Here is a 25,376-nt window from a genome sequence, read left to right on the forward strand (position 1 = left end):
AGTGATTTGATGGATAAAATTTTTGGAACAAAAACAGTCCTGATCAGTGGCGGGCTCGGTGATATCGGACGTGCGGTGGCATTGAAATTTGCCGCGTCGGGAGCCGCCATTGCTTTGGGGGATATCAAAGAGCCTACTTCCGCGAAAGGGTTTCTGACAGAGCTGAGAGGTTTTGGGATCGAGGCAATTTACCACCAGACCGATGTTTCCAATGCCGCTTCCGTCAGTTCCTGGATCGACGCGGTAGAGCAAGAACTGGGTACACCGGACATCATTATTGCCAATGCGGCTACCGTCACCATAGGTAGCATTCATGAATTTACTCCCGAACAATGGTCGCAGGAACTGCGGGTAAACCTGGACGGGGCTTTTTTTATGACCCAAAACGCTACTGCCAGACTTCTGGCAAAACAGATGCCCGGCAGGGTCGTGTTCGTGGGGAGCTGGGCTGCACAGGCTGTACATCCGGGGTTACCGGCTTATTGTGTGTCAAAAGCAGGTGTAAGGATGCTTTGCAAATGCATGGCACTGGAACTGGCCCCGCACGGTATTCTGGTCAACGAAATTGCGCCCGGTTGGGTAGAAGCGGGGCTCAGCGCAAGCATCTGGAAAGGCAACCCGGAACAAGCAAAGACCGCTGCACAAAAAGTACCTGTCCGGAAACTGATCGGCCCGCAGGAAGTGGCCGCGCAAATCGTCCTCATCTGCCACCCCGAAAACGTACATATGACCGGCAGTACAGTATTAATGGATGGCGGACTTTCCTTACTGACCCTATGAGCCAGCCATTTTATCCTGCTATCAAAAACCCTTCTTTTTCCGGTATTATCGGTGTTTCCCAAACGGATATCACACCACCATCAGGCATATACGCACGTAATTGGGGTGCCGCAACCCACGAGGTAGCCGCAGGTGTGCACCGTCCGCTGATGCTCACCTGCACTACTTTTCAATCGTCACGGGATGCAAAACCGCTGGTACTGATCGGCGCGGACCTGGGCTGGTGGAAAAGTAAGGAAGATGAGCTTTTTTTGCGCCAGGGCGTATTGGAAGCATTGGAAATTGAATCTCCCCAATTGATGCTCTGCCTGTCGCATACGCATGCGGGGCCGAGCCTTTTCAGGGAGGATGAAAATAAGCCCGGCGGACAATTTATCGAACCATACCTGACAGAAATCCAACACAAGGCTATTGCAGCCATTAAAAAAGCACTTTCCTCTGCCACATCGGCTACGATCACCTGGAACTACGGAAAATGCGACCTGGCTACAAACCGGGACCTGCCTGAGTACGGCAGCGAACGGCTGCTCGTCGCATACAATCCGTCGGCAGAGGCTGACGATACTTTGCTCGTGGGACGGATTTCGAACTCGCAAGATCAGCTATTAGGCACAATCGTGAATTATGCCTGTCATCCCACCACGCTTGCCTGGGACAACCAACTGATCTCACCGGATTACATTGGTGCAATGCGGGAAACTATTGAAAACCAGACACATGCCCCATGCCTGTTTTTGCAGGGAGCTTCCGGCGAGCTTGCCCCCAGGGAACAATATGTGGGCGATGTGGCGATTGCGGATACTTACGGACGGCAGCTCGGTTATGCAGCATTGTCGGCGCTCGAAGGCATGCCACCAGCCAAAAGCCAGTTGATTTTTAAAGGTGCGGTGGAATCCGGCGCGCCTCTCGGAATCTGGGAAACGGCTGACTACGAACCGTCAAATCATTGCTCGGCAGAGATGACCGGGGTCGAATTTCCCTTGAAGCAGCTCCCGACATTGGCCGAAATTGAAAAAGAATGGGCGGCTTGCGAGGATAATGTTTTGAAAGAAAGACTCTGGCGCAAACGGGGAATCCGGAAAACAGTTGGCGACGGGGTAACTTCCGTAATGCCGCTCTGGGTCTGGAAACTGGGTGATTCGTTTCTGATCGGGCAGCCCAATGAAACCTATTCTTTGTTCCAAAAAACACTCCGTGATAAGCTATCGCCTCATGCAGTCGGTGTCATCAATATTGTGAACGGCTATGCAGGTTATCTGCCTCCGCAGGATTATTATTACAAAGATATGTATGCAGTGTGGCAAACCCCTTTCGAACATGGTTCGCTCGAAATGCTGATCGCAGTTTCGGTTGAAACGGCAAAAAAAATGATTTAAAATGAACCTGAACCTGACTGCGCTGGACGCAACCATTTTCGGCGTTTACATTCTCGGTGTGCTTGCACTCGGCCTGTACGCGTCCCGAAAAGGGAAACAGACCAAAAGAGACTATTTTCTGGCCGGCGACAAACTGCCCTGGTGGATGATTGGCGGCAGTATCATTGCTTCCAATATCAGCAGCCATCATCTGGTGGGTGCTATGGGTGCCGCGTACAGCCGGGGATTTGTGGTCATAGCTATGGAATGGGGTGCTATTCTGATGGGTTTCAATGCCTTGCTCTGGATCTTTCTCCCTTTTTATATCAGAAACGGATTTTACACCATACCTGAATTCCTCCACAAACGATTTGGAACGGCTGCACGTACCACCTATGCAGGCCTCATCCTGCTGACTTATGTGTTTGTCGAGATCAGCGCGGTGCTGTACCTGGGCGCATTGTCGCTGCACAGCCTGCTCAATATCCCTGTTTTTGCCAGTGTGCTCGTACTGGCGCTGCTTACCGGCGTTTATACGATTTCAGGAGGGTTAAGGGCGGTTATCTGGACAGAAATGCTGCAACTGGGCGTTCTCGTCATGGGCGGGATCATACTTACTGTCGCAACCGTGAAAGCAGCCGGAGGTATTGAATCAGTATTGGAAACATCCAAAGACTGGGAGCTGATCCTCCCGGCCAGCGATCCCGATTTTCCCTGGACCATGTATCTGGGCGGGGCGCTTTGTATCAGTATCTTTTACTGCGCTACCAACCAGTTTATCGTGCAGCGGGTACTTGCGGCAAAAAATGAATGGCACGCGAGAATGGGCGTTATTTTTGGTGATTATCTCAAATTTCTCGTGCCGCTGATCATTACCGTTCCGGCACTGGTTGCTCCGAAACTTATTCCCCACCTCGACAATCCTGACCTTCTTTTCCCGACACTGGTCGGCACCTTGCTACCATCGGGGCTGGTGGGGCTGGTCATGGCCGGCCTGATAGCCGCAGTAATGTCGCACCTTTCCGGCGCGATCAATTCCTGCACGACCATTCTGACAGTGGATGTTTTCCTGCCTTATTTCAGTAAAAATGCCACCGAAGCCGAAGCCGTACGTTTCGGCAGGATCTCCGGGGGCGTGATCATTGTCGTCGGTATTCTGTGCACAGGCGTGCTGATGAGCTACTCCGACAAACCCATTTTCATATACCTGATGAATGCATACGGTCTGTTCACACCCGGGATAGCGACGATGTTTTTGCTTGGGATTTTATGGAAACGCACTACACAGCAAGGCGCTCTGACAGCTGGTATCCTTACTATTCCCCTATCAATCCTGATTGAATTCGTATTCCCGCAAATGCCATTTTTTAACCGTACCGGCATTGTTTTCTGGACTTGTATGGCCATGTGCGTGCTGGTAAGCCTGGTCACGAAACCCAAACCGGAAGCAGAACTCGCCGGGCTGATCTGGAACAAGGAAAGCCTTTCGCTATTGCCAGAAGAACGTGAACAGCAGCGCGGCCTGAAGAACCCGTTCATCTGGTGGGCGATCATCACGGCCATTGTACTCTATTTTTATGTGCGCTACGCATGAACTGGGAGGTTGTCAACAGTCACAGATGCACGCTGGGTGAAAGTCCGGTTTGGGACGCAAAAGCGCAACGGCTTCTATGGGTCGACATTCCGGAAGGCGAAGTCCATTCTTATTTTCCCGATACCGGTCAGCACAGCATTTATCCAACCGGTACACAAATCGGTGCCATTGCCCTGAGGAAATCCGGTGGTTTGATCGGCGCTGCTGCTGATGGTTTTTTCAGGTTTGACATAAATACTCAAACCCGTGAATTTATCTCCGACCCTGAGGTGCATTTGCCGGGCAATCGTTTCAATGATGGCAAATGTGATCCGGCCGGGAGGTTTTGGGCAGGCAGCATGTCTATGAACAATGAGCCGGGACGTGGGAAATTGTATTGTCTTGAAAAAGATCTTTCCATTTCGATAAAGCTTGCCAACATAGGTTGTTCAAACGGCCTTGCATGGAGCCCCGACCACCGGAAATTTTATTATATCGATACGCTTGCACAGCATGTGATGGGCTATGACTATGCTACCGCAACCGGAGAAATCAGCAATCCGGAAATTATCCTGAACATTCCCAAAGCTACCGGTTACCCCGACGGCATGACAATCGACTCCCAAGGTATGCTTTGGATTGCTGTCTGGGGTGCGTCCAAAGTCATACGCTGCAATCCCGCCAACGGATTTATACTGAACGAAATACACTTTCCGGCAACCCAGGTCACCTCATGTACATTCGGAGGCGAAAATCTGGACGAACTCTATGTCACTTCTGCCTGCGCCGGATTAACCCGAAAACAGCTTGACAGCCAGCCGCTTGCAGGCAAGTTGTTTGTCGTGAGAGATATTCGATGCAGCGGGGTCCGTGCCGATAGGTTTGCAGGGTAAACAGCAGCCCAAAGAATCTTCCTATTATTTCACGAAAACCAGAAAAGCACCGCATCTTCTACCGATAGATACTTCAGATCAACCGACGGCTAAATACTACCCACATTGTAGTGAAAAACGGAATGAAAAATACTTTTTGATTATACAAATCGTATAATTTTTCATATCTTCGTAGAGGCTTTTATGAAAGTCAACATCATCAGGCTAAAAGACAATCAGCGCGTCGAATCAAACATTATCAAACCAAACGGGCTTCCACTTCCTAATCTGGGTGACGGCTGGCGGTTTAACTTTGAGAAACATTCAAAGGGCACCTTTAATGAAACCTTTGTTTTAATCACCGACGAAATGCCTCAGGAAATCGAAGGCTGCCTGATATTCAGGTTGGAAAAAGGTGAGCCCTATATGGCATACATTGAAACGGCGCCGCATAACAAGGGTGCTAGCAGGCGTTTTGACAAAGTGGCCGGGTGCCTGATCGCCTTTGCCTGCCGACTTAGTTTTATTCATGGCGAGGGCCATTTTAAAGGCTGGCTGGCATTCGACGTATTGGAAATGTATAAGGACGATAAGGTTAAACTGATGAGCATGTACTGTCAGAAATACGGTGCCCTGAAATGGGGAGAAACTACGATGGTAATATCGCCGGAAGCCGGTGAAAGATTAATTAATCAATATCTTGAATCAGAATAAATGGAAAAGACCAGAGAAATTGAACCGGAAGAAATTTGGGCCAGGAGCAAAGCCAAGGGCCTGAAAGAATTTATTGCATCGGAGTCGGCGAAGCAAACGGACGAGCAAAAGCTTCGAAACGAGTTACTTGCGGTTAAATACCTCATGCAGGATTACATCGAAAGTGAGCATCCAAGCAACCGTCTGCGTTTGATAGATTTTGTCAAAATGTATCTCAAAATATTAAATATCACACAGAAAACACTGGCCAATTTGTTTGAAATGAAGGATAGTAACCTGCATAAATATCTGGTCGGAGAAAGAAAACTCAATGCCGACCTTGTCCTCAAACTAAGCTCATTTTCGCACATTGATCCGGAATTCTGGTTCAGGATAGAGGTTAAGAATGAGCTGATTGAAATCAGAAACGAACAGGCGAAGGCAAAGGATTACCGGAAATACGATTATCGGAATTTATTGTCCAGGGGCTGAGGTTCCGGGCTGAGAATGATGACAAATACATGAATCTGCCGGCAATTGCCTACTTTTGCACCCGGATACGATACAATATCCAACAGCACCATTGCTAAGAAGTATTCATATCGCTTTTGTTGAAATCCCCCATTTTACCAGCCGACGTTTTCTTCACGCCTTTTGAAGGATCCGCAAATGATTATCCTTTACCCGATAAATTCACTTTCCCTTTTGGTAACAATCCGCATCCACTCAGCGTACGAGCGGCTGAAATGCTGCAATTGCACCTTGAAAACCAGCGTGACTGGCAGCATAACTTTGGCTTATCCAATGAGCCGGGAAACGTCATCGGTAAAATGTTTGGTGTGCTGGTGGTAGAGACCGAAACTAACGAAGTAGGGTACCTTGCGGCGTTTTCGGGGAAACTCGCCGGCGGAAACCACCACGCCAAATTTGTGCCGCCCATCTTCGACGGGGTCACCAAAGGTGGTTTTCTGAATGCCGGGATGACAGAGCTTTCGAGGATTAATGAGGAGATCAAAACACTCGTGGAGAACAAAGGGGAAGACCAGGAAATACAGCTCCGGGATCTGAAAGTATTGCGAAAAAAGCACTCCGTTTCTTTGCAGAACAAGATTTTCGACCAATATCATTTTCTGAACCAGACCGGCGACAGGAGAAGTTTACGGGAGATTTTTGCCGACGCCGCTTACAAAAATCCGCCCGCAGGCGCCGGTGAATGTGCTGCGCCCAAATTGCTTCAGTATGCTTTCGGGCACAAGATGAAACCGCTCGCACTGGCGGAATTCTGGTGGGGACTGTCTCCGAAATCGGACTTTTGGAAACATGGCCAATTTTATCCTGCATGCCGCGAAAAATGTGCGCCGATACTAGCCCACATGCTGGAAGGAATAGCAATGGAGGCTGAGCCGATCAGCGAAATATAACCCGATATTCCAGTCACCTCGCCCTCCCCTGCTCAAGTCCGGAGCCGGGGAGGAAGCAAAACCATTCCAGATAAATGATGCGGGCGAAGTAGCTGATATTTTTCACCCCCGGTCGGAATTTCCGTCTTGGTTTTGCAACAGCCTCTCCGCCCGGTGTTGCATCGGATTTTTTAATCGCCAAATTGGATTTCCCTCCTTATTTCTTCTTACCAGATTCGTTGCGCCCCACCAGATCATGCTAATAACGATTCAGGGACGAGCTGAAAAAAATCTAATAGAAGAATTGTTCTGAAATGATTTTCCCGTTTTTCACCTCGTACAGCATGATCTGGTTGTATTGAATCCTACCCAGATCCTTCACCGTTATATCTACCTCCCTCCCGACAGCAAAATGATTACCGCCTACGACGGGCTCCGTAGTGTAAGCCCGGTGTACCGCCTCTATCCGTTTTACAAAATCTTCACCTTTCCGGCGAACTGCTGCTTTTCCTTCCGCATTTTGAAACCAGGGGGAATTCTCCGGCTCAATACTCTTTACATCATTCTCAAAAAACTCATCCTGTATCTCGAACCACTTCTCCTCTCTCGCAAGCTCACTGAAACGCGCCGCCACTTCATGAACTGTATAGGCGGCAGTGTCCGAGTTCGGCAGTCCTTTGCCTGTCGTTATCAGGTTGAAAAGGCTGCGCTCGATGTACTGTGTCCAACCGTTTACGCAGGCGCCATAGCATTCGTATTCCGGAACCAGGCCTTCGTGGGTAAATTTGAGCTCAGTCTGATTACTTTGTTCAGTGATCTCAAAACTAACCTTCGTCCCTATCCACTCACTTTTGTCGCTGGTAAAATTAAAATAGTTGTCCAAAACCAGCCAGACCATTTTCTTATCCTGTACCACTTCTATCAGTTTCATTCTGCACCTGTGCACGTCATGGTAACTATAAGTAAACTCGTCATTGAGCTTGGCTGTACCGCCTTTTACTCCCTCAGACCACCAGCCTCGGACGTTGGTGATGGCATCGAATACTTCCTTGGGGCTTTGGTCTACCAAAACGATAATGGTGAAATCCTGTGTCGTCATTTTTTGATGATTTTTGATGGCCATTGATTGTATGATGCAAATGTATTGTCTTAATCCTCCCCGGAAGAGGTGCTAAATGGACTTTGTAGCGGGCCGATCCGGACAATCTTACACTTTTATCTTCCGACGGTTACAAATTTTATATTCACCTGAATTACATCAACTGAAATTATTTGTATTATTAAAACAAAAAACTGCAAAGCCATGAAAGTGATCCGAATTGGTATACTCTGCCTGATTTTTTTATCCTGTCAAAAGAAAGAAACCCCGGGCTGTGGGTGTGACGGACCTTCTGTAAAAGTTGTTGAAAACGTTCAGGCCAGCTATCTCGGCAACAGCCATTTTTTACTCCGGCTTACCAGCGAAACCGGCTCCCCTTATGAGGAAATAGTGAGGTCATGTACCCTGGACGAGGCATGGACGAAGACTGCGGAAATTACAAATCCAGATTACCTGATCAGTGCGGAATTGAAACGGGGATGCGGAGATACTCCTTCTTATTCAAGTATTTATTTGCCCGACCAGTTTAAAATCATCAGCGCAGAAAAGGTTTTTTAATGAAAAAGCAGATATGATAATGCTGAGGGCGTTCGCCATATTGCTGTCGTTACCTATGCTATTGCCCATGTACCCGTGTCCGCCCAAGACTGCCGATGGTACTGAAGAGAAAATTGACAGCATCGTAAACTTTTACAATACCGATAAGCCGGGTGGTCAGTTGGCGGTCAGTTTGGATGGGCGGGTGATTTATTCCAAATACTGGGGCCTGGCAGACATTGAAAACAAGGTACCCCTCATGACCGAAACCCTCATAGAAGCGGGTTCGGTATCCAAGCAGTTTACCGCCGCCGCCATTCTGTTGCTCGAAAAGCAGGGGAAATTGTCGCTGGACGACGATGTTGCCAAATACATTCCCACACTGCCATCTTATGGCCACCGGATCCTGATCAGGCACCTTATCCATCACACCAGCGGACTGCGGGAATGGAGCGATATCGCCGAGCTGGCCGGCTGGCCTCTGGCTCTGAACGTCCCGGATAACCCGGCGGTGCTGGCGATCATCTGCCGCCAGAAAAGCCTCAATAACCTGCCCGGGACGATTTTCAGGTACAGCAACTCCAATTATATTCTCCTTGCACTGATCACAGAAAAAGTAAGCGGCGTCACCTTTGCAGCGTTTACAAAAAAACACATTTTCGAGCGGGCAGGAATGACACATACGCGCTGGCGCGACGCCTTCGGTGAAGTAATACCGATGCGAAGCCAGGCCTATGAAGTGAAAAATGCTGAATTCCGGTCACTGATGCCGGACAACGCGATCCATGGCCCCGGCGGCTTGCTGACCACGGCGGAAGATCTTCTGAAATGGAATGAATTTTACCTGAGCGGAAAACTTGGCGGCAAGGCGCTGCTTGCAAAACAAACCGGGCTCGATACGCTCAGTAACGGTCTTTTGAACAATTACGCAGCCGGACTCTTTGTTGAAAACAATACAAAACGTGTGTTTCACCATGGAGGCGCAACCGCCGGATACCGCGCCAAACTCGTATGCTCACCCGACCTTCGGCTCTCTGTCGCCTGGCTCAGCAATACTTCGATGCTGGATACCGCAGGCAGGGACCCTGCCATGGAGGTTTTTCAATTACTGTCTGGGCCGTCGGACAATTCACCCAAACCGGACGCAGAAAAAACCGTTCAGATCAGCCCGGAAAAACTAAAACAATTCACGGGCCTTTACAAAAGCGGGCACAGCGGGCGGGACGTTGAAATAACTTCGGGCCCGGAAGGACTTCTGTTGTCAGGAACGCCCCTGAAACCGCTGGGAGAAAACCGGTTCAAATTCCACAGCATTGCATTGTATTTCGGCGGTAACGGAGAACTGATCGTAACACCTCCTTCTTCGGAACCGATGTTGTACCAAATTACCGATACCCCCACCCCGGCCAGCCCCCAGGAATATGCATCCAAGTACTATTCCGAAGAAGCAAATGCATGGATCGAAATAAAAAACACAAACGGAAAGCTCACTGCAAATCTGGCATCCGGCCCCGCGTATTCGATGGAAAGCTACCGCACCGATGGCTTCCTCGTTCCCGATCTGAAGGCTGACATCGTTTTTAAAAGGAACAAACAGAAGAAAGTTTCAGCAATGGAAGTGAGTACGCAGCGTTCGTTGCGGGTTTTGTTTGAGCGGAGATAAATCTCATTCATATAATTACTTTTTTGACAAAGACCAATCGGAACTTTTAGAAAGTAAACTAAAAATCGGCGGTTTCCCGACCTATCTTTTGATCGGCCAAGACGGGACCATCATCGATTCCCAGGCTCCGCAGCCTTCCTCGGGCAGCCTAATTAAAACCAGGCTGGACAAATTACTGGAATAGCCCCGCGCATTTCAAAACAATACGCCCAGATACGGCTTCCTGCGCTCGGGGATTTCTTCGTCACCCAGCATGTCTTTGATATCGATCTCAATGTTGCGGACGATGCTTCCCAGAGGAACGTCGTTAAGCAGGCCCTCGAATGGGTTTTCGCTGATGTCGCCGACGTATTCCATGAACATAAAAACCCAGGAAACGATGAGGTTGAAAGGGATCAGCAGGAACATGTATTTTTCGCCCAGATCCAGAAACTGCGGTAACAACCCGAAGGGCAGCAATGTCATGAAAACGAAAATGAAAAGGTTGGAAGTGGTCGCGTACTGGCGGGGAAAAGGTGTGTTTTTGATCCGCTCGCTCTTTCCTTGCTCGTCATAAAGTTTTGAGATAAGATCCTGTAAAGCAACATGCTGGTAAGCGTCGATCTTACCGTTTTGCCTCAGCAGATTCAAATCCTGCGACTGCCGGTCGAGAATCTGGGTCGCCATATTGGACTTGGTTTTCAGCTCCGCGAGTTCGGTTTCCGGTAAATGTTTAGCTATTTCAGTCTCACAGATCTCCTTTGCCCGATGCAGCGCTTCCCGCTGCCGGTTGCTTGCTTTGTCCTTATGCTCCCAGCTGGTGCGCTGAGCCATCGAATTGCGGAGTGCATAGAGCCACGCAATGTGCCGGTAAACAATAACACGCACCTCCGGGCTGACCGGTGTGGTCCCGCCAGCAGCAAATGCCCGCACCGCCGCACCGAACGACCGGCTGTGATTGGTAATAGCCCCCCAAACCTTGCGCGCCTCCCAGCTCCGGTCGTAGGACTGGTTGTTTTTGAAACCCACAAAAAATGCAGTGGCCGTACCCACCAGCGACACCGGCAGCCAGGGAATCGCCACCCATTTCCAGTCGAGATAATCGTACACGAAAATGGACAATGAACCGGTGAACAATGAAAAAAGCACCATCCGCCAGGAATAATAGTAGACAATCAGGGGTGAAAGGTAGCGGTTGACATACATAATAGTTGCTCGGTAATTTTTATATACTGAATAAACCGGATTCGGGCCGTAAGAACATTTACATTCACAAAATAGGAATTTGAAGACGTTACACGCCCTTTTTTTCAGATTTTTAGTAAAATATTTTTCTGAAAGTAAACAGCTTTGTCTAAACCATATCGGGCAGGAGGACTGAAAATGTCGTTCCTTTTCCCGGCTCGCTGTCAAACCAGATCCGCCCCTGATGGGCATCGACAATCTGCCTGGCAATATACAGACCGAGCCCGAAAGGTTGCTCCCCCGATGTGCCCTCACGTTTGGACGACGTAAAAGGGTCAAATATTTTGGCTGCGGCTTCTTTGGGTATTCCTATACCATTGTCTTTAACCGAAATAATGATCCCCTCCGGAGAGCGCTGCGTACTGATCTCGATCCTCCCTCCGATTGGCGTGAACTTGATCGCATTGATAATCAGGTTATTGAGAACCCGCAATAGTTTATCCCGGTCGGCAAGGGCCGATTTGTTCAACGGCTCTTTCAATACCAGCTCCTGATCTTTTTCCTTGGCCCTGAAAGTCAGCAGTTTCACGGTTTGCTGTAAAAATGGAGGCAGGCTGATCTGCTCTTTCTGAAGTTCGGATTCCTTTAAATTAAAATTCGTTTCCAGTAAATCCGTGATTAGATTGATACAGCTATTGCTCGAATCATTGATGAGCTGTAAAAATTCCCTGGTTTCTTCCTGAGAGACATCGTCTTCCAGCAGCAACCTGCTCAGGCTGTTGATCGCGCCGATAGGGTTTCTGAGGTCGTGCGCTACCACTTTGATCAGTTTTGCATAATTCTGGTTGGTCTGTTCGAGCGCCTCGCTTGTTGATTCAAGCTGGCGAAATTGCATTTTGAGCACATCATTGGTCTTCCTGCTCATAATCCAGTTTTTCAAAAGAAAAATAACGCTCAGAATGGTCAGGAAACAAACAGCCGTTGCCAGCCATAACAGGTTAGAATTGTACGCCGACTTTGCTTTTTCAGACTTAAGTTGTTCATCTTTCACAGCATACTCGATGTAATCGATTCCGGAGCTGTTATCGATCTCCGCCTGCTGTTCATACAGCCGTACCAGTTTGCGTGTGTACACAAAAGCGGCTACGTTTTCGCCTCTTTGGGCGTAATAATCATATAGTTTTTTACAAATATCGATGGCATACAACCGATACCCCTTTTGCTCGCTGATCGTCAGTGCCTTGGTGTAAAGTCCAAGTCCTTTTTCAGGGTCTTTTTTGAGATAGATGGTGCCAAGCTCAATCAAAATGTCCATACTCAGATAGTACAGCTCCATATCCAACGCGCTGGCCAGGGTACCTTCAAGCAATGCGACACCTTTTGCCTGGTGACCGTCGGCTATAAGTTTATCCGCTTTGACCTGCTGTAATGCGAGCTCCATCAGCGAATCCTTGTATTTCCTCGCGATGCTTCCTGCCCTTTCAATGTACCGTTCCTTTTCCGCATCACTGAATTTCTGCGGATACATCAGAATGTAATTATATATCACGAGGGCCGTGATCGAATCATGAGAAATACGGTTTCCCAGCGACATGGCCTGCTCAAAATTGGCCAGCGCTTTATCGTGTTTGCCGTTCACGCTATAAACGGAAGCGATATTCATCAGTGTCTGGGTTATGTTTGACGAGTCGCCGATTGCCCGGTACTGATTGTACGCATCGTTATAATACCGCAATGCGAGCTGGATATTTCCTTTGATATCGAATACGATACCCAGATTATTCGTTGCGTCCGCAATTCCTTTTGCATACTGCATCCTCTGTGCAATCTCGCGGGCGCGAAGGGAGTAGTAGAATGTGCTGTCTACGTTTCGTTCATAAAAAAGCAGGGAAATTTTGTTGATCGCGTCCACATATTGAATACTGTCTTTGATCGCCGGGAGGCTTTTTTCCAGCTCCCGGATCTTATCCACCTGCCCGAAAGCCGGGCATCCCGTCAAAATCATCAGGAATAGCGCAGTGGTTTTAAAAAATGTTATGGGTTGCATTTAAAGTACTCACAAAATGTATAGAATAAATATTACAAAATTATCAGATTAAAAACAACGAAGTTCTTATGAATGCCACTATGATGAAATCAAATTATATACAAAGGTCATTCCCGGTCAGGTAAAAAAAAGGCCGGCCATGGTGACATCCCACCAAAGCCGGCCTTTTGTCCAAAAATATTTATTTAAAAGAGACAGTCTCCTTTTCTATCTGCTGGTTTCTGAAATAAGTCACTTCGGAATTTCCCATCCAGTTGACCTCCTGAAAAACGTTGATCAGTTCTGTTACATTATCGATTTCCCGGTGGCTCAGTGAGCGGATCACATCTCCTTTCCTTATTCTGGATTTCGCAAGGACACTTCCTTTGGGAAGGTCTTCGACGATGACACCCTTTTCGTCAGGCAGGCCATACGCCGACCTGTCCCCCAACCCGCTCACATTCCGGACCTTTGCGCCCAGCCAGATCCTTTCATGGGCAGAGTTGCTATCGCCCATACCAGTGATAACCGGGACCGGAGCGGTTTCTGCTTTGGTTTTGAGATCGGGTGAAACTACCCCGAATTGATCCATCGGGAAGTTCACAAATCCTATTTTCAGAGCGGGGCTTTCGGGCTTTACCTGATAATTCCCTCTGCCCGGATCCACAAACATCGGGTCTCCCGCGGCGCTGTTTAAGTCGGTATTGTTTTCCTGTGCTTTTTTCAATGCGGCCTCGTCCGGGAATAGGTTATGATCTACTTCCTTCCCCCAATCCTTCACCTGAATGGGGAAATAGCCTTTCGTTAAAATATTTTTCCGGAAAATATCCCCGCTGTTGGCAAACCATACGTGCGGATGAAAAGAATTATTGATCATGATGTTATTTTCGACAGTTCGCTGAAAACCTTCCCGGAGTTTAAGCCCGCCATTAAGGCAAACATTGTTATAAATATGATAATTGCTGCTACCGTCGTCCAGATCGATGTCCCAGCCGTGGTCGCAGCGGAACCTGTTGTTCCGGATGATAACCTGCTTTTGGGCATCGAGCAAAATGATCTCGGGATGTGCGGCGGCGAGTTGGTTCATCACTTCCCGCTCCGGATGCCAGTACCTGTCCCTGCCCCATGAGTTAAATGAACCGTGATCGCCGGTTTCCAGGACCGTATTGAATACATCGTTGAACTCAATTATATGCCCTCCCCAGGTTCCCTCGCTGATATTGATCCCTGAACGCGGCATGTTGTAAATGCTGTTATGGCTGACGGTTATGTCCATCGACATCGAAATCTGTACCCCTGCTATTTGTTTCTCCACTTGCCCCAGTCCGTGCATGAGGTTGTCATACACTTTGCATTCCGCAGGATAATTTTTAGACTTCGGACCAGGATTTTTGTCAAGCTGATCGTAGGGAACCGATTCATGGTATTCGAAGCTGGGGGAACGGACCGCAGAAGGATCCCCGACGAAACAAACCCCGCTCGCGCCGATGTTCTCCATTTCACAGCCAGAAACCTCGCTTTTCCGGTTGTAATTATTAAAAAACACACCGTTTCCGCCTACTGTATTGAAATAACATTTCCTGACAAAACAGTTTTCGGTACCATCAAAAACCACCGTGCCTCCTCTGTATATAGCCCAGTCGCTTCGCAGAAGCGGCTCCTTGGTTTCCATAAACGTACGCAGGGTATGAGCGAACTCGAAGCCTTCCAGCCCGATATTCCTGACGGGCCCGTTCATTGTGCCGCGGAATTCAAAAAGGTGCCTGATCTGGGGAAGGACGATCTTTGCAGCGGAAAGATCCTGACCGTCAGACGCATACAGGTACAACATCTTTTCAGTTTTGTTATAAAACCATTCCCCCGGTGCATCCAGCTCCTCGAAAACATTTTCGATAAAGCGGTATTTGTCATGCATGCCCATCTGGCGGTTGTTCTGGTACCCACCCACCCATTTGAGTGTGCCGTCAGTATTTTTTCCAGTGACCAGATAATGGTAGTCGCCCCACTCATGTTTATGCATGGCGTGGATAAAAGCCCCCTCGGGAGATTTCCATGAACCGATCTTTTCAGGCGAAAGTACGTCCGCTGCATATCCTCCGAAATGGCTCGCAGCAGGATCGAAATTGGGATAGCGTGCCATCCGCAGTTTTTCCCCATTTACAAAAAGCTGGTCCATGAGCAGGTTCGGCTTCACAGCAGCTCTTTTGATATTCCCTTGATAAGTCTGCCACTTTGGTTTGATCTCCACAGCTCCGCTCACTACCACCTTTTCGCCCGGAAAAGCCTTAAAAACCGCCTCTTCACCATCTTTTCTGGAATCCTGTACTGCGAAAACGACAGGCCGCTCAAGATAATAAGTCCCTTCTCTGACAAAAACCGTAACCGGGTCATGGATATTCCTGATCTTGTTACGGGCGGCCTCCAAAGTCGCCAGCGGCTTTTCTTTTGTTCCCGGGTTGCGGTCGTTACCGTTTTTGGCGACGTAAATATCCATCGCCCCGGCCATACCCGGCAACAGAAAAAGCAGCAGTTTCAATATAGATTTGAAAGATTCGGCAGGGTATGTACAACGCATATTAAGGACTGGAAAATTGTTTTGAATACAAAAGACCCGAACCCTCCGCTTTTCCCCTCATTTGTGAAATGTTATTACACTGGGGCCTTTGTTCATTTCGCTGCAACATTTGACCTATTCATTTAGTATTACTTATTATAACTAATATCCTAAGCCTGTGATCCGAAATAACTTCAAAATCGCTCTCCGCAATTTGCGTGCAGGCGGTTGGTATTCTGCGCTGAACATTGGCGGCCTGGCTGTGGTGCTGGCCGTAAGTCTGCTCCTTTTTTGGTGGGTTCAGGATGAGCTGAGTTTTGATCGCTTCCACGCCGATGCCGAACGGATCTACCAGATCAATGTTCACTTTGGCAAAGGAGAGGACGAATATACTTCCACCTCAACGCCTGGCCCTATTGCCGTGGCGGCCCTCAGGGAAGTGCCAGAGGTGGAAAGCGCGGTGCGCCTGGGCGATTATCCCTCAGCAACATTCCGCGCCAACAACAAAACATTTACGGAAAAGGATAATCTGGCTTACACAGATGCCAATTTTTTTGAAATCTTCAACGGCTTCAAAGTGCTACGCGGCGACAAAAATGCACTTTTCCCATCCCCGAATGCCGTTGTATTGTCGGAGAAACTGGCCAATAAGTTCTTCGGAACGGCTGATGCCATTGGCAAAACCTTCACCAATGTTGAAAGCAATGCGACCTTCACGGTCAGCGCAGTTCTGGAAAATGCGCCCGATAATTCATCCTTCAAAAACGATATGTATGTAAATATTGCCATTCTGAAAACCCTCGATCCAAAAAAAGGGGGACGTCCGGTGGACGAAAATTGGGATGATTACAGCTTCGGAACTTATCTAAAACTTGCAAGAAAAGCTGATCCGTCGGTGGTGGCGAAAAAGCTGACTTCCATACAAGCCAACACGCGCCAGGATGCTACCAATCCCTCTGACTTCCGGTTACAGCCAATTTCTGAAATCCATCTTTATGGTGTCGAGGGCAATGAATCGGCCGGTAAGCAAGTGGGTATGATGGGAGCGGTTGCGCTGCTTTTGCTCAGCATTGGCTGTATCAATTATGTAAATCTGACCACCGCTCGTGCCACCAGGCGGGCCAAAGAAATCGGCATTCGTAAAGTCGTCGGCGCCGGCTCGCGGCAGCTGGCCACACAGCTGCTGGTGGAATCCCTGCTGACATTATGCCTTTCCCTGATTTTGTCCATTGTGCTGCTGCAAGGTATTTTGCCGTTTTATGCGAGCATTACGGGCAAGTCGGGGCACTTTTCTCTTTTCGATCCGCATACCTGGCAAATTATGCTCGGCGCACTCACATTCTGCTTTGTTCTGGCAGGCGTTTATCCCGCATTTCTGATTTCAGGATTTAATCCGGTCCAGGCGTTAAAAGGACGTTCAGGGCAGGTGAGCGGCGCCTGGCTGCGAAAATCGCTTGTGGTAGCGCAGTTCGCGCTGGCAACCATGCTGATTCTAGGCACTTTTGTTATCGGGAGCCAAATGCGTTTTATCCGGGATCGCGACCCGGGTTTTGACCGAAAAAATACCTTTACATTCGATGGCCGGGCTTTCACTCCACAGATCAAGCAGGCGCTGAGCGGGGAGTCGAGCGTGCTGGGCGTAAGTACTTCTACGGATACGCCTGTTAATGTCTTAACTGGTACTCTGTCAACCGATTGGGATGGAAAACCAAAAGATAGGGCGCTGATCATGGCACAGTTGAATGTGGATCGTGATTTTATTCCAAATTTTAAACTAAAACTGCTCACCGGACAGAATTTCAGGGGCGTCAAAGCAGATTCGACTTCCGTAATTTTGAATGAGACGGCTGTCAAACAAACGGGAATCAAAGATCCGATCGGCAAGCGGTTTAAGCTGGATGCTACGGAGGGCACCATCATTGGTGTGGTGAAAGATTTTAATATAACCTCGGTACGCGTGCCCATTTTCCCTTTGGTAATATTCAGCCATCCGGAACGAAATTACATGGTGCATGTGCACACAACGGCACAACTTGCGCCATCGGCTATTAAGAAAGCCGAAAAGCTATGGAAGAAATATATGCCTGCTTACCCATTCGAATATGCTTTTCTGGATGCCGATTACAACGCGCTTTATCGCACGGAAGAGCAAACAGGCCGGCTATTCAATTTTTTTGCGGGAGTCGCCGTCGTGATCTCATGCCTGGGATTGCTGGGGTTGACATCATTTACCACCGAACAGCGCACCAAGGAGATCGGCATCCGGAAAGTACTTGGCGCGACAGTTTTGAACATTACAACATTGCTGTCAAGGGATTTTATGAAATTGGTCCTGATTGCTATCGTAATCGCTTCACCCGTGGCATGGTTCGCAATGGATCACTGGCTGAAAGATTTTGCGTATAAAGTGGAGATCCGATGGTGGACTTTCCTGCTGGCTGGCTTGTTGGCTATGATAACTGCATTATTCACCATTTGTTTTCAGAGTGTCAAGGCGGCCATGGCTAATCCCGTACACTCGATCAAGGCGGAGTAAAAGAGAAAAATCCTGATATCGATCGGAACCGGTTCCGTTAAATAAATCCCTTCACCAAAACCCTGTTTTTCGCCCGTAAAAATTGCGCTAACACCTTGGTAATTATTAAATTAGTTGAAAATACGAAATGTAATTATCATGGTTGGAAATGTAGCACTCGATGTGGTCATCGGCCTGGTATTCGTGTATCTGCTGTACAGCCTTTACGCCACCGTGATCATGGAAATCATCTCGTCGTCACTTGGGCTGAGGGCGAAAAATCTGTCCTATACGCTCAAACGTATGCTCATGGACGAGAAGAAGTATACAAGCAATTTCCGGGAGAGATCCGACCGGTTGCTGAACACTTTTATGCAGATCGGCGGCAGGGCTGCCAATCTCACGAACAGTAACCTGTACAACGCCTTTTTAAAACAGCCTTCTATCAAGTACCTGGGCAGCGGGGGATTGAATAACCGTCCCTCCTATCTCTCGGCAGAGAACTTTTCAAGAGCGGTCATCAATGCCCTCAAAACAGACGATCCGGATATCAGTCTGCTGGGGAGGGTAGAACAGGGGCTGGAGGAACTTGAAATAGACCTTGATATCGCGACAGATCCTGCGCAGCCGGAACTATCGGAGACGGTCCTGCATATTCAGTCGCTGCTGGACGAGGCAAATAACGATCTTGTCAAATTCAAAATCCTGCTGGAAAACTGGTTCAATGACACTATGGACAGATCCACGGGCTGGTTTAAAAGAACTACGCAGATGATCCTTGTCCTGATCGGGTTTCTGCTTGCAGTCTCTTTTAATGTCGACACACTGGCGATCATAGATAAGCTGTCAAAAGATGATGATGCCCGCGACCAGCTGGTGAAAATGGCGGTTGATTTCAGCGAAAAAAACGGCACGGCTATACAGACGTTTACAGCGGCCAGGGATACCGCCGCATCAGCCCTGGCATTAAAAAGCAGACTGGATTCTCTGCAGATTGTCAAAAAAATGTTGGAAGACGACATCAAAAATTCCCAGACGATCCTTTCCTCGAACTGGCAAATTCCGGACTTGCTGAAATATTCTTTAAAAAAACAGCCCCCGCGCCCCGATTCCGTGGAAGTTGCCTATACAACGGGCAACGCCGGAACGGTATACCTGTTAGTTCATAAGTCCGTCGACCCAGGCATACTTACAAGGCACCTGTCGGACGAGGCGGCAAACGGCAAAATAAAGGTGCATACAATGGGCTACAAAATGGCCTATGTGTTCAGCTGGGAACATTTCTGGGGTTATTTACTCACGGTGCTGGCACTGTCGTTAGGCGCACCTTTCTGGTTTGATCTCCTCAACAAGCTCGTCAAGCTGAGAAGTGCCAAAGCCATTGCCCCTGAATCGGAGGGAAAATCACTCACAGTAGCGGCTACCGTGTCCAATCGAGAAATTTTAAACAGACAGGGATGAGAGGGATCGTCATCAAAACAAGCGTGACCGAACGCCAGAAACCAAGTGTGAATTCGATGGTTACGGCTGCTTATAATTTTGGGAAAATCGTCAACGTAACAGGTTCCGTGTTCGGAGACCTGGTGGACGGTGAGGATATCTGGTACAAGCTCGACAACGGCTTTTATTTATGGAGCGGCAGCGTGGAGCTGGATGTTGACTGCTCGTTCCTGCCTGAGGATCAGCGGGACCATTACCTGATTTCCTACCGGCAACGTCACCCGGACGGACGCCCGAACCTCGATACCAAGGAACCGCCCAAAGAACTTTATTTCGTGCCGGTACGGTTACCGGCCGACACAGAGAGCATACGTGCGGACGTACTGAACCCCATCACTTTTGCGGAATCGATCAGGCAGGCGGTGAGTAAACTGGATGATCACCGGAAACACGTTTTTGTATATATCCACGGTTACCAGCTTTTTTCGTCCCTCAAACTGGACCTCTTGTCGAGCTTTGTACTGAATTACATGACGCATCCGGAAAACAGTATCGCCAAGGTACTGTTTCTGGCTTGGCCGGGACAGGGAGGTCCGAGCCGCAAAACAGTAGACGACCGGTCGGTGAAGGCGGGCCAGCAGTTTACCGGGCTGGGCTTTTTCAGCTACTTCGAACATCTTGCAAAAGAAATCGAAAAAGAAGGCAGAACGCTCAATCTGCTGGTGCATTCCTTCGGCCACCAGCTGCTGAACGGTATGCTGAATCCTGGTGACTGTGTTTCAGGGAACACATCAAAAACAGAGAAAAGATTTAACAGGATCTTCAAAAACATCTTTTTGATGGCTCCCGACATCACGCACCTGACGTTACAAATGGACGGCAAGTGCCTGCCGAATTATTTCCAGGACAATGACGGGCTGAATTTTCATTACCAATTCTCACGCCTGAAAGAGCTTGGCGAGCATGTGCATGTTTTTCATGACAAGTATGATTACCTGCTCTATTCCAGTACCAAAAAATTTGTAGGCAAAAGAAATCTGCGACGGGCGAAGGATAAACTCGCTGTTACGCAGGACTACCGTAACCTGGGAAATTATGGAACAGGCAAACTTACTGAGGATATGATTGAGCCGGATTTTAACCTGGTCAGTGTGGAAGATCTGGTTAACCGGGGAGCGCCGGGAGATCTTCTGGATTTTCCATTTCAAAACATCAAAGACCGGAAAGCGGGACAGCTGATCGACCGCGTCTGGGACTTTGCGGACTACGACGGCATCAATGCCAAACAAATTATTTTCAATGCGGGCCGCTTTCCCAATCACCACCGCTACCTTTTTACGTGCAGGCCGGTTGTGGAAGAGGTTTTAAGATTGTTAAAGCAGCCCTGATATGCGCTAGTTACCGTCTGAACGGACCGGCTTTCTGGCAACGTTTCTGATGTTGACGATTTTCAGCAGCAATTCGAACCAGAAAGGTGCACCGAAAGACAAGGCGGCGGCGGTAAGCGCCCAGCCAAAGATGGTCATTATCCAGCCACCGCTGAATGTATCTTTCCAGGAAACCCAGCCAATAGGAATGCCGAGCGACTCCATATTATCCTGCAGGTATTGCACATATATTTCGTGAACCCGCAAACTGTCGAGGCCTGTAAGATTTTTACCGTCCCTGACATTAACAAATAATGCCGAGTCCTTTGCACTCAAATATTTGTCGACAAAAACCCTGTCTATTACTTGGGTGGTGTCTCCTTTTGCCTGATTTTCCTTGAAGACACCTTTACTGATACCAACTTTTGCAGTGTGTTCCGCTTGTTCGACCAGATTAGCACGCAATGTCTGGTCGCTGGAAATACGTTTGGCGATGGTGAGGGTATTAATGTTAAAAATTACCGTCACCAGCACGGCGATGATCCAGATAATGCCCTGATTGTAACGTTTGAACCAGCCGGTAACCTGCTCCATATAACCGTCATACCACTTTTCCAGGGCTTTTTTAAAATCCTCGAAATTGTTCGCTTTTGCCAGAAAAGGCTCGATGATCGGTTTCAGGGATACAAATTGCGGATCTGTAGTAATGGCCTGCCGGATCATCGCCAGTGTTTTGTCGGTTTCCGGTGCGTCGAACGGAAGTATGGGCGGGGTTCTGCCTTCCACAAGCAGGCCGATGAGCACGGTAGAGAAACTGTCGGCGGAGAGGTACGATATGGGTTTTAAAAAACCACCAACCTGGGACTGTTTGATTGTCGTGAGCTGGTGGTTCCAGAAAGAATTAAATATGCCGGTTCCCAGAAGTTTTCGCAAAGCATACTGCATCAGTTCTGACCGTTTTTCGATCATGGTGTTGATGAATTCTGCGATGCCGGAAACAAAAAGGCTGATCGTGAGATAGACGAACACCATAGACAGCGCTACGTCCAGAATGGTAGATAAGTTCAGGTTCATGTCAGATTGTGAATTTTAGGGCGTTGGTAGAATGAAGTTGCTAAACATTCATCAAAGCCTTGAAAATAAACATCTTACTACCTGTTTATCTAAATTCCGTTTTGGAAATTTATTTCTCCACGACCCAGCGGTTTACGGTGTTGTATTTTCCCTCGATCACCATTTTGTAAAAACCCTTCGGCAGCTTCGAAACATCGAGAATAACCTTTTCGTCTGCCACAGGAAGTTGTTTCATAAGCATATACTGATCACTCCCGCCTTCCTCAAAACGATTGGTCACGGCCAGCCAGATTTTAACATTTCCGTCCTTTTCCGCCGACTTCCATGTGAGGGTGATCTGGTCCCCTTCTTTTTTGGCATCCGGATTGGTTACCGAAATTTTTCCGGTCAGTGATACCCCGTCCAGTTCAAAAGCCTGCTCTTTCGGGAATGGGATAGCGAGATGTCTGCCAATAGTAGGCATAATATCCACGATGCCCGGAACCGGGTTGTTATTGCTACCGGATTTTAAAAAATAACTGTTCAAACCTTTCGCATTGGTTACGATCCAGGTACTGCGCTCTGCGTCGGACTGCCCGCCGTGGTCTTTCCCGGACGGTTCTCCCCTGCCGTGATCGGTGGTGATGAAGATCTGCCAGTTCTCACCGGATTTTTCCTGGCGCGTTTTAACGGCCTCCCACAACCTGCCCATTTGCGCATCCATTTTTTTGATCGCATTGGTAAATTGCTCGCTGTTGCCGTATCTGTGCCCCATATCGTCGGTATATTCGAGGTACACCCATGAAAGGTCCGGTGACTGCTCTCGGATATATTCGGCTGCCTCGTCCACTACTTTCTCATCAATCCTGGCGATGTACTCTGCGTTTTTATCGTGCGGAAAATGGATGGTATCCAGCTCAAAACCGTCGAAATAATAATCCATTTTCAGGTTACCTGTAGCCCGGAGCCCGGTGCCTATCAGCTTTGTACGGTTATCAAGCCAGGTTGAAAATACTGCGGCTTTTTTAGCCGGATATGCCTCTTTGAAAAAACGGAATATAGTCCAGTAGTTGTAGTTGGGCTCTTTGATCTCGTTTCCCCACACATTATGCTTGTTTACCCAGGTACTTGTCAGCAGGCTGTTGTATCCCACTGCTGAAATCGTAGGCGTTTGTGAATACCCCTTTTTCTCCCCGCCCACATAGGCCCTGGAAATCCCGCCGGCTTTGGCGATGGCATCCAGATTCGGCGTGGCTACCTTCTTCAGCTGTTCATAGGATATCCCGTCGACGATCACAAAAAGTGCTTTGTTCTTATCGGTTTGGGCGAATGCAGTCACATTGGTCAGCAAACAAAAGATTACAATACAGATATTTGAGAATTTAAAAGACATTGGTGAAAATTTTTTCTTGTAAATAAAAGAAACCGGCAGCTGAATATATCAACTGCCGGCAAGTGATCACAGATTTACCATCCGAAAATCTGTTTCAGATTAGGGTTAAGGGTCACCTGCGCTTGTGGAACAGGACGGTAATAATATTTGGGTTCCTGGAAAGTACCTCTTTCGGGGTCGGTAACAATGGTTCCGCTCGTACCGTTTTTCAGGAAAAACGACGCGTCGCTTCCCACCGGCCCTACCCGGTAGTAGATCAGTTTTTTACCAAGGGAATTGGATTCTTTGTCAGCCTCCCCCGGGATGGACTCGGCTACAGGGATCAGCTTCACATCCACGACCCCGTCACCGGTAAGATCGTATTTGCCGATTCCAGGAAAATATAGTCCTTCAGGTTCTTTTTCGATCAGTTTGCCTGCGTTCCAGCGCATCAGGTCATCAAAACGGTACCCTTCCAATGCAAGTTCCACTCTTCTTTCCCTTCTGATTTCCAGCACAATGCCTGTATTGGCGCCGGTTACGAGCGGATATTGCGCTTTGAGAACTGCGTCCACCGGCGCGGCCATCGTCAAAGGCGGCATACCGGCACGCGCTCTGATCTTGTTCACGGAAAGATCCAGATCAGCCTGTGTCAACTGTCCAAGCTCGGCTTTCGCTTCCGCATAGATCAGCAATATCTCTGCGAAACGCAGTACGGGGGTGTCCAGGCTATTGGCGACTGCCACTTCTTTCTGGTTCACGAATCCTTTCAGCTGGTGGTAACCAGACTGGTTTTTTGCGAATTGCTGCACGTAAATCCCCGCTCCCTGCGAATAAGTCGTCGCATTAACAAGCTCCCAGCCCGGGTAGGCAAATGTCTGGTATAGACGCGGGTCCCTGTCCTTAAATTCTTCCGTGAAAAGTTTGGTCGCATAGCCTGGCTGGCTGGTGTATGGCGTGCCGTCTTTCATCTGGTAGGCCTGCAGCAGATCGCGGGCCGGACTTGCCTCGTAATTTCCAAACATAAATGCTCCCCACCAGCCGCTATTGATCTTATCCTGCTCATTGAAAGTGCCGAGAATTACCTCAGGATTACTTTCCAGACTGGTATTGTTGAAAAGAGAAGCATAGTCTTCGGCCGGTTTTCCGGTATTATGGATAGAAAAGTCGCCGCTCTCGATGAGCTGCTGCGCAGCGTCTCTGGCTATTTCGAGAAAACCATTGGCGGTAGCCTGCATGGAAAGTTCGCTGTGGTACTTGCGATAGGTGCCTTCGTATAATGCATGTCTCGCCTTGTAAGCCAACACCACGGATCTGCTCACAGCACCGGAGCGGCTGTCGTCCCGCACATGTTCGCTGGCGAAATTATAGTCCTCGAAAATCTTGCCGACTACCATGTCGCGGCTGTCACGTGGTTTATTGAGATCTTCATCGTTGGTTGCCAACACCTTATCATACCAGGGTACATCGGAGTACCGGCCTACTTTTTCCATGTAAAACTTCGCCCTGAAAAACCGCGCAAGTCCCTCATAATGGTTGAGCGATTCTTCACTGATAGGCGCTTTACGGAAATTATCCAGAAAAAAATTGGCATCCCTTAGCTTCGTCCAGGTCCAGCCCGAGTTGACCGTAGCAGCTGACGGGTTACCCACCATAATGCTTTTAATCTCCGTTGCACCGGTAGTAGGCGCATTGTCGGTCGAAGCGTCGCCAACGTAAATCCCCACACCAGGAAATTCATCTTCGTACAAACCTAAAATATAGGTTTCAAGATCCTGCTCACTGTTAAAATAATTTTCTTTGGCGATCTCTGTTTGCGGCAGACGTTCCAGGAAATCGTCGTTACAGCCTGAAACGGTGATCATGCCGGCTGCCAGCAGCAATTGAATATATCTTTTCATTGTCAGATGCAG

At 48.5% G+C, this 25,376-nt stretch carries 19 protein-coding genes; 12 read left to right on the forward strand and 7 right to left on the reverse strand.

All coding sequences use genetic code 11. The features are described 5' to 3' along the window. Positions 1-9: 9 nt before the first annotated feature. The 7 genes from FBF61_RS00255 (at position 10) to FBF61_RS00285 (ending at position 6,694) form a co-directional block, all read left to right on the forward strand. Complete coding sequence (locus FBF61_RS00255; RefSeq protein ID WP_138475066.1) at positions 10-780, forward strand: SDR family NAD(P)-dependent oxidoreductase; 771 nt, start codon at positions 10-12, stop codon at positions 778-780. Beyond that, a complete protein-coding gene (locus tag FBF61_RS00260; RefSeq protein WP_138475068.1) occupies positions 777-2,156 on the forward strand; it encodes a neutral/alkaline non-lysosomal ceramidase N-terminal domain-containing protein in 1,380 nt (459 codons plus the stop codon). The genes FBF61_RS00255 and FBF61_RS00260 overlap by 4 nt, the downstream gene beginning before the upstream one ends. A gap of 1 nt (position 2,157) precedes the next feature. Continuing rightward, positions 2,158-3,729 (forward strand): SLC5 family protein, encoded by a 1,572-nt coding sequence (locus tag FBF61_RS00265; protein WP_205748206.1) that lies wholly within the window; start codon positions 2,158-2,160, stop codon positions 3,727-3,729. Then, positions 3,726-4,601: an SMP-30/gluconolactonase/LRE family protein gene (locus tag FBF61_RS00270; protein WP_138475070.1), complete on the forward strand. Its 876-nt coding sequence runs from the start codon at positions 3,726-3,728 to the stop codon at positions 4,599-4,601. Before FBF61_RS00265 ends, FBF61_RS00270 begins: the two co-directional genes overlap by 4 nt. Before the next feature lie 183 nt (positions 4,602-4,784). Continuing rightward, the gene (locus tag FBF61_RS00275; protein ID WP_138475071.1) at positions 4,785-5,294 is read left to right on the forward strand and encodes a hypothetical protein; all 510 of its coding nucleotides are present in this window, start codon (positions 4,785-4,787) and stop codon (positions 5,292-5,294) included. Next, positions 5,295-5,765, forward strand: coding sequence for a helix-turn-helix transcriptional regulator (locus FBF61_RS00280; protein ID WP_138475073.1), 471 nt, complete (start codon positions 5,295-5,297; stop codon positions 5,763-5,765). 119 nt (positions 5,766-5,884) lie between these two features. Continuing rightward, the gene (locus tag FBF61_RS00285; RefSeq protein ID WP_229214859.1) at positions 5,885-6,694 is read left to right on the forward strand and encodes a pseudouridylate synthase; all 810 of its coding nucleotides are present in this window, start codon (positions 5,885-5,887) and stop codon (positions 6,692-6,694) included. Positions 6,695-6,965: 271 nt separating this feature from the next. Here FBF61_RS00285 and FBF61_RS34975 read toward each other — a convergent pair whose 3' ends face one another. Next, positions 6,966-7,772 carry an SRPBCC family protein gene (locus FBF61_RS34975; protein WP_229214860.1) on the reverse strand — a complete coding sequence of 269 codons (807 nt, stop codon included), beginning with the start codon at positions 7,770-7,772 and terminating at the stop codon, positions 6,966-6,968. A 204-nt stretch (positions 7,773-7,976) separates the two neighbouring features. On the opposite strand from FBF61_RS34975, the gene FBF61_RS00295 reads away from it, so the two are divergent. Both FBF61_RS00295 and FBF61_RS00300 read left to right on the forward strand, forming a co-directional pair. Then, positions 7,977-8,330, forward strand: a complete 354-nt coding sequence (locus FBF61_RS00295) for a hypothetical protein (protein WP_138475075.1) — start codon at positions 7,977-7,979, stop codon at positions 8,328-8,330. Positions 8,331-8,349: 19 nt separating this feature from the next. Further along, positions 8,350-9,972, forward strand: a complete 1,623-nt coding sequence (locus FBF61_RS00300) for a serine hydrolase domain-containing protein (RefSeq protein ID WP_166444390.1) — start codon at positions 8,350-8,352, stop codon at positions 9,970-9,972. Positions 9,973-10,167: 195 nt separating this feature from the next. Here the strand turns inward: FBF61_RS00300 and FBF61_RS00305 are convergent, their stop codons facing one another. The 3 genes from FBF61_RS00305 to FBF61_RS00315 all read right to left on the reverse strand — a co-directional run bounded on the left by FBF61_RS00305 (position 10,168) and on the right by FBF61_RS00315 (position 15,737). Further along, entirely contained in the window at positions 10,168-11,157 is a 990-nt protein-coding gene (locus tag FBF61_RS00305) for a bestrophin family protein (RefSeq protein WP_138475077.1), read from the reverse strand. Positions 11,158-11,305: 148 nt separating this feature from the next. Further along, the gene (locus FBF61_RS00310; protein ID WP_138475078.1) at positions 11,306-13,183 is read right to left on the reverse strand and encodes a tetratricopeptide repeat-containing sensor histidine kinase; all 1,878 of its coding nucleotides are present in this window, start codon (positions 13,181-13,183) and stop codon (positions 11,306-11,308) included. Positions 13,184-13,364: 181 nt separating this feature from the next. Then, positions 13,365-15,737: a PDZ domain-containing protein gene (locus FBF61_RS00315; RefSeq protein ID WP_229214861.1), complete on the reverse strand. Its 2,373-nt coding sequence runs from the start codon at positions 15,735-15,737 to the stop codon at positions 13,365-13,367. A 157-nt stretch (positions 15,738-15,894) separates the two neighbouring features. Here FBF61_RS00315 and FBF61_RS00320 point away from each other — a divergent pair, with 157 nt between their 5' ends. The 3 genes from FBF61_RS00320 to FBF61_RS00330 all read left to right on the forward strand — a co-directional run bounded on the left by FBF61_RS00320 (position 15,895) and on the right by FBF61_RS00330 (position 21,059). Continuing rightward, on the forward strand, positions 15,895-18,252 hold the full coding sequence (locus tag FBF61_RS00320; protein WP_138475079.1) for an ABC transporter permease: 2,358 nt from the start codon (positions 15,895-15,897) through the stop codon (positions 18,250-18,252). A gap of 138 nt (positions 18,253-18,390) precedes the next feature. Then, entirely contained in the window at positions 18,391-19,692 is a 1,302-nt protein-coding gene (locus tag FBF61_RS00325; protein ID WP_138475080.1) for a hypothetical protein, read from the forward strand. Next, the gene (locus tag FBF61_RS00330; RefSeq protein ID WP_138475082.1) at positions 19,689-21,059 is read left to right on the forward strand and encodes an alpha/beta hydrolase; all 1,371 of its coding nucleotides are present in this window, start codon (positions 19,689-19,691) and stop codon (positions 21,057-21,059) included. The genes FBF61_RS00325 and FBF61_RS00330 overlap by 4 nt, the downstream gene beginning before the upstream one ends. Positions 21,060-21,065: 6 nt before the next feature. On the opposite strand, the gene FBF61_RS00335 is transcribed toward FBF61_RS00330, so the two are convergent. The 3 genes from FBF61_RS00335 to FBF61_RS00345 all read right to left on the reverse strand — a co-directional run bounded on the left by FBF61_RS00335 (position 21,066) and on the right by FBF61_RS00345 (position 25,364). Then, positions 21,066-22,112, reverse strand: coding sequence for a hypothetical protein (locus FBF61_RS00335; RefSeq protein WP_138475083.1), 1,047 nt, complete (start codon positions 22,110-22,112; stop codon positions 21,066-21,068). 109 nt (positions 22,113-22,221) lie between these two features. Then, the gene (locus FBF61_RS00340) at positions 22,222-23,484 is read right to left on the reverse strand and encodes an alkaline phosphatase family protein (protein WP_138475086.1); all 1,263 of its coding nucleotides are present in this window, start codon (positions 23,482-23,484) and stop codon (positions 22,222-22,224) included. 74 nt (positions 23,485-23,558) lie between these two features. Beyond that, complete coding sequence (locus tag FBF61_RS00345; RefSeq protein WP_138475088.1) at positions 23,559-25,364, reverse strand: RagB/SusD family nutrient uptake outer membrane protein; 1,806 nt, start codon at positions 25,362-25,364, stop codon at positions 23,559-23,561. Positions 25,365-25,376 lie beyond the last annotated feature (12 nt).

Origin of the sequence: Dyadobacter bucti (assembly GCF_005869225.1) — a bacterium.
GTDB lineage: Bacteria > Bacteroidota > Bacteroidia > Cytophagales > Spirosomataceae > Dyadobacter > Dyadobacter bucti.

Bases quoted from the DNA above. Each gene is read 5' to 3' on its own strand.
- FBF61_RS00310 (WP_138475078.1), bottom strand. From the start codon at position 13,183: ATGCAACCCATAACATTTTTTAAAACCACTGCGCTATTCCTGATGATT.
- FBF61_RS00280 (WP_138475073.1), top strand. From the start codon at position 5,295: ATGGAAAAGACCAGAGAAATTGAACCGGAAGAAATTTGGGCCAGGAGC.
- FBF61_RS00340 (WP_138475086.1), bottom strand. From the start codon at position 23,484: ATGTCTTTTAAATTCTCAAATATCTGTATTGTAATCTTTTGTTTGCTG.
- FBF61_RS00300 (WP_166444390.1), top strand. From the start codon at position 8,350: ATGCTGAGGGCGTTCGCCATATTGCTGTCGTTACCTATGCTATTGCCC.
- FBF61_RS00325 (WP_138475080.1), top strand. From the start codon at position 18,391: ATGGTTGGAAATGTAGCACTCGATGTGGTCATCGGCCTGGTATTCGTG.
- FBF61_RS00275 (WP_138475071.1), top strand. From the start codon at position 4,785: ATGAAAGTCAACATCATCAGGCTAAAAGACAATCAGCGCGTCGAATCA.
- FBF61_RS00255 (WP_138475066.1), top strand. From the start codon at position 10: ATGGATAAAATTTTTGGAACAAAAACAGTCCTGATCAGTGGCGGGCTC.
- FBF61_RS00265 (WP_205748206.1), top strand. From the start codon at position 2,158: ATGAACCTGAACCTGACTGCGCTGGACGCAACCATTTTCGGCGTTTAC.
- FBF61_RS00315 (WP_229214861.1), bottom strand. From the start codon at position 15,737: ATGCGTTGTACATACCCTGCCGAATCTTTCAAATCTATATTGAAACTG.
- FBF61_RS00295 (WP_138475075.1), top strand. From the start codon at position 7,977: ATGAAAGTGATCCGAATTGGTATACTCTGCCTGATTTTTTTATCCTGT.
- FBF61_RS34975 (WP_229214860.1), bottom strand. From the start codon at position 7,772: ATGACGACACAGGATTTCACCATTATCGTTTTGGTAGACCAAAGCCCC.
- FBF61_RS00345 (WP_138475088.1), bottom strand. From the start codon at position 25,364: ATGAAAAGATATATTCAATTGCTGCTGGCAGCCGGCATGATCACCGTT.
- FBF61_RS00305 (WP_138475077.1), bottom strand. From the start codon at position 11,157: ATGTATGTCAACCGCTACCTTTCACCCCTGATTGTCTACTATTATTCC.
- FBF61_RS00335 (WP_138475083.1), bottom strand. From the start codon at position 22,112: ATGAACCTGAACTTATCTACCATTCTGGACGTAGCGCTGTCTATGGTG.
- FBF61_RS00270 (WP_138475070.1), top strand. From the start codon at position 3,726: ATGAACTGGGAGGTTGTCAACAGTCACAGATGCACGCTGGGTGAAAGT.
- FBF61_RS00330 (WP_138475082.1), top strand. From the start codon at position 19,689: ATGAGAGGGATCGTCATCAAAACAAGCGTGACCGAACGCCAGAAACCA.
- FBF61_RS00260 (WP_138475068.1), top strand. From the start codon at position 777: ATGAGCCAGCCATTTTATCCTGCTATCAAAAACCCTTCTTTTTCCGGT.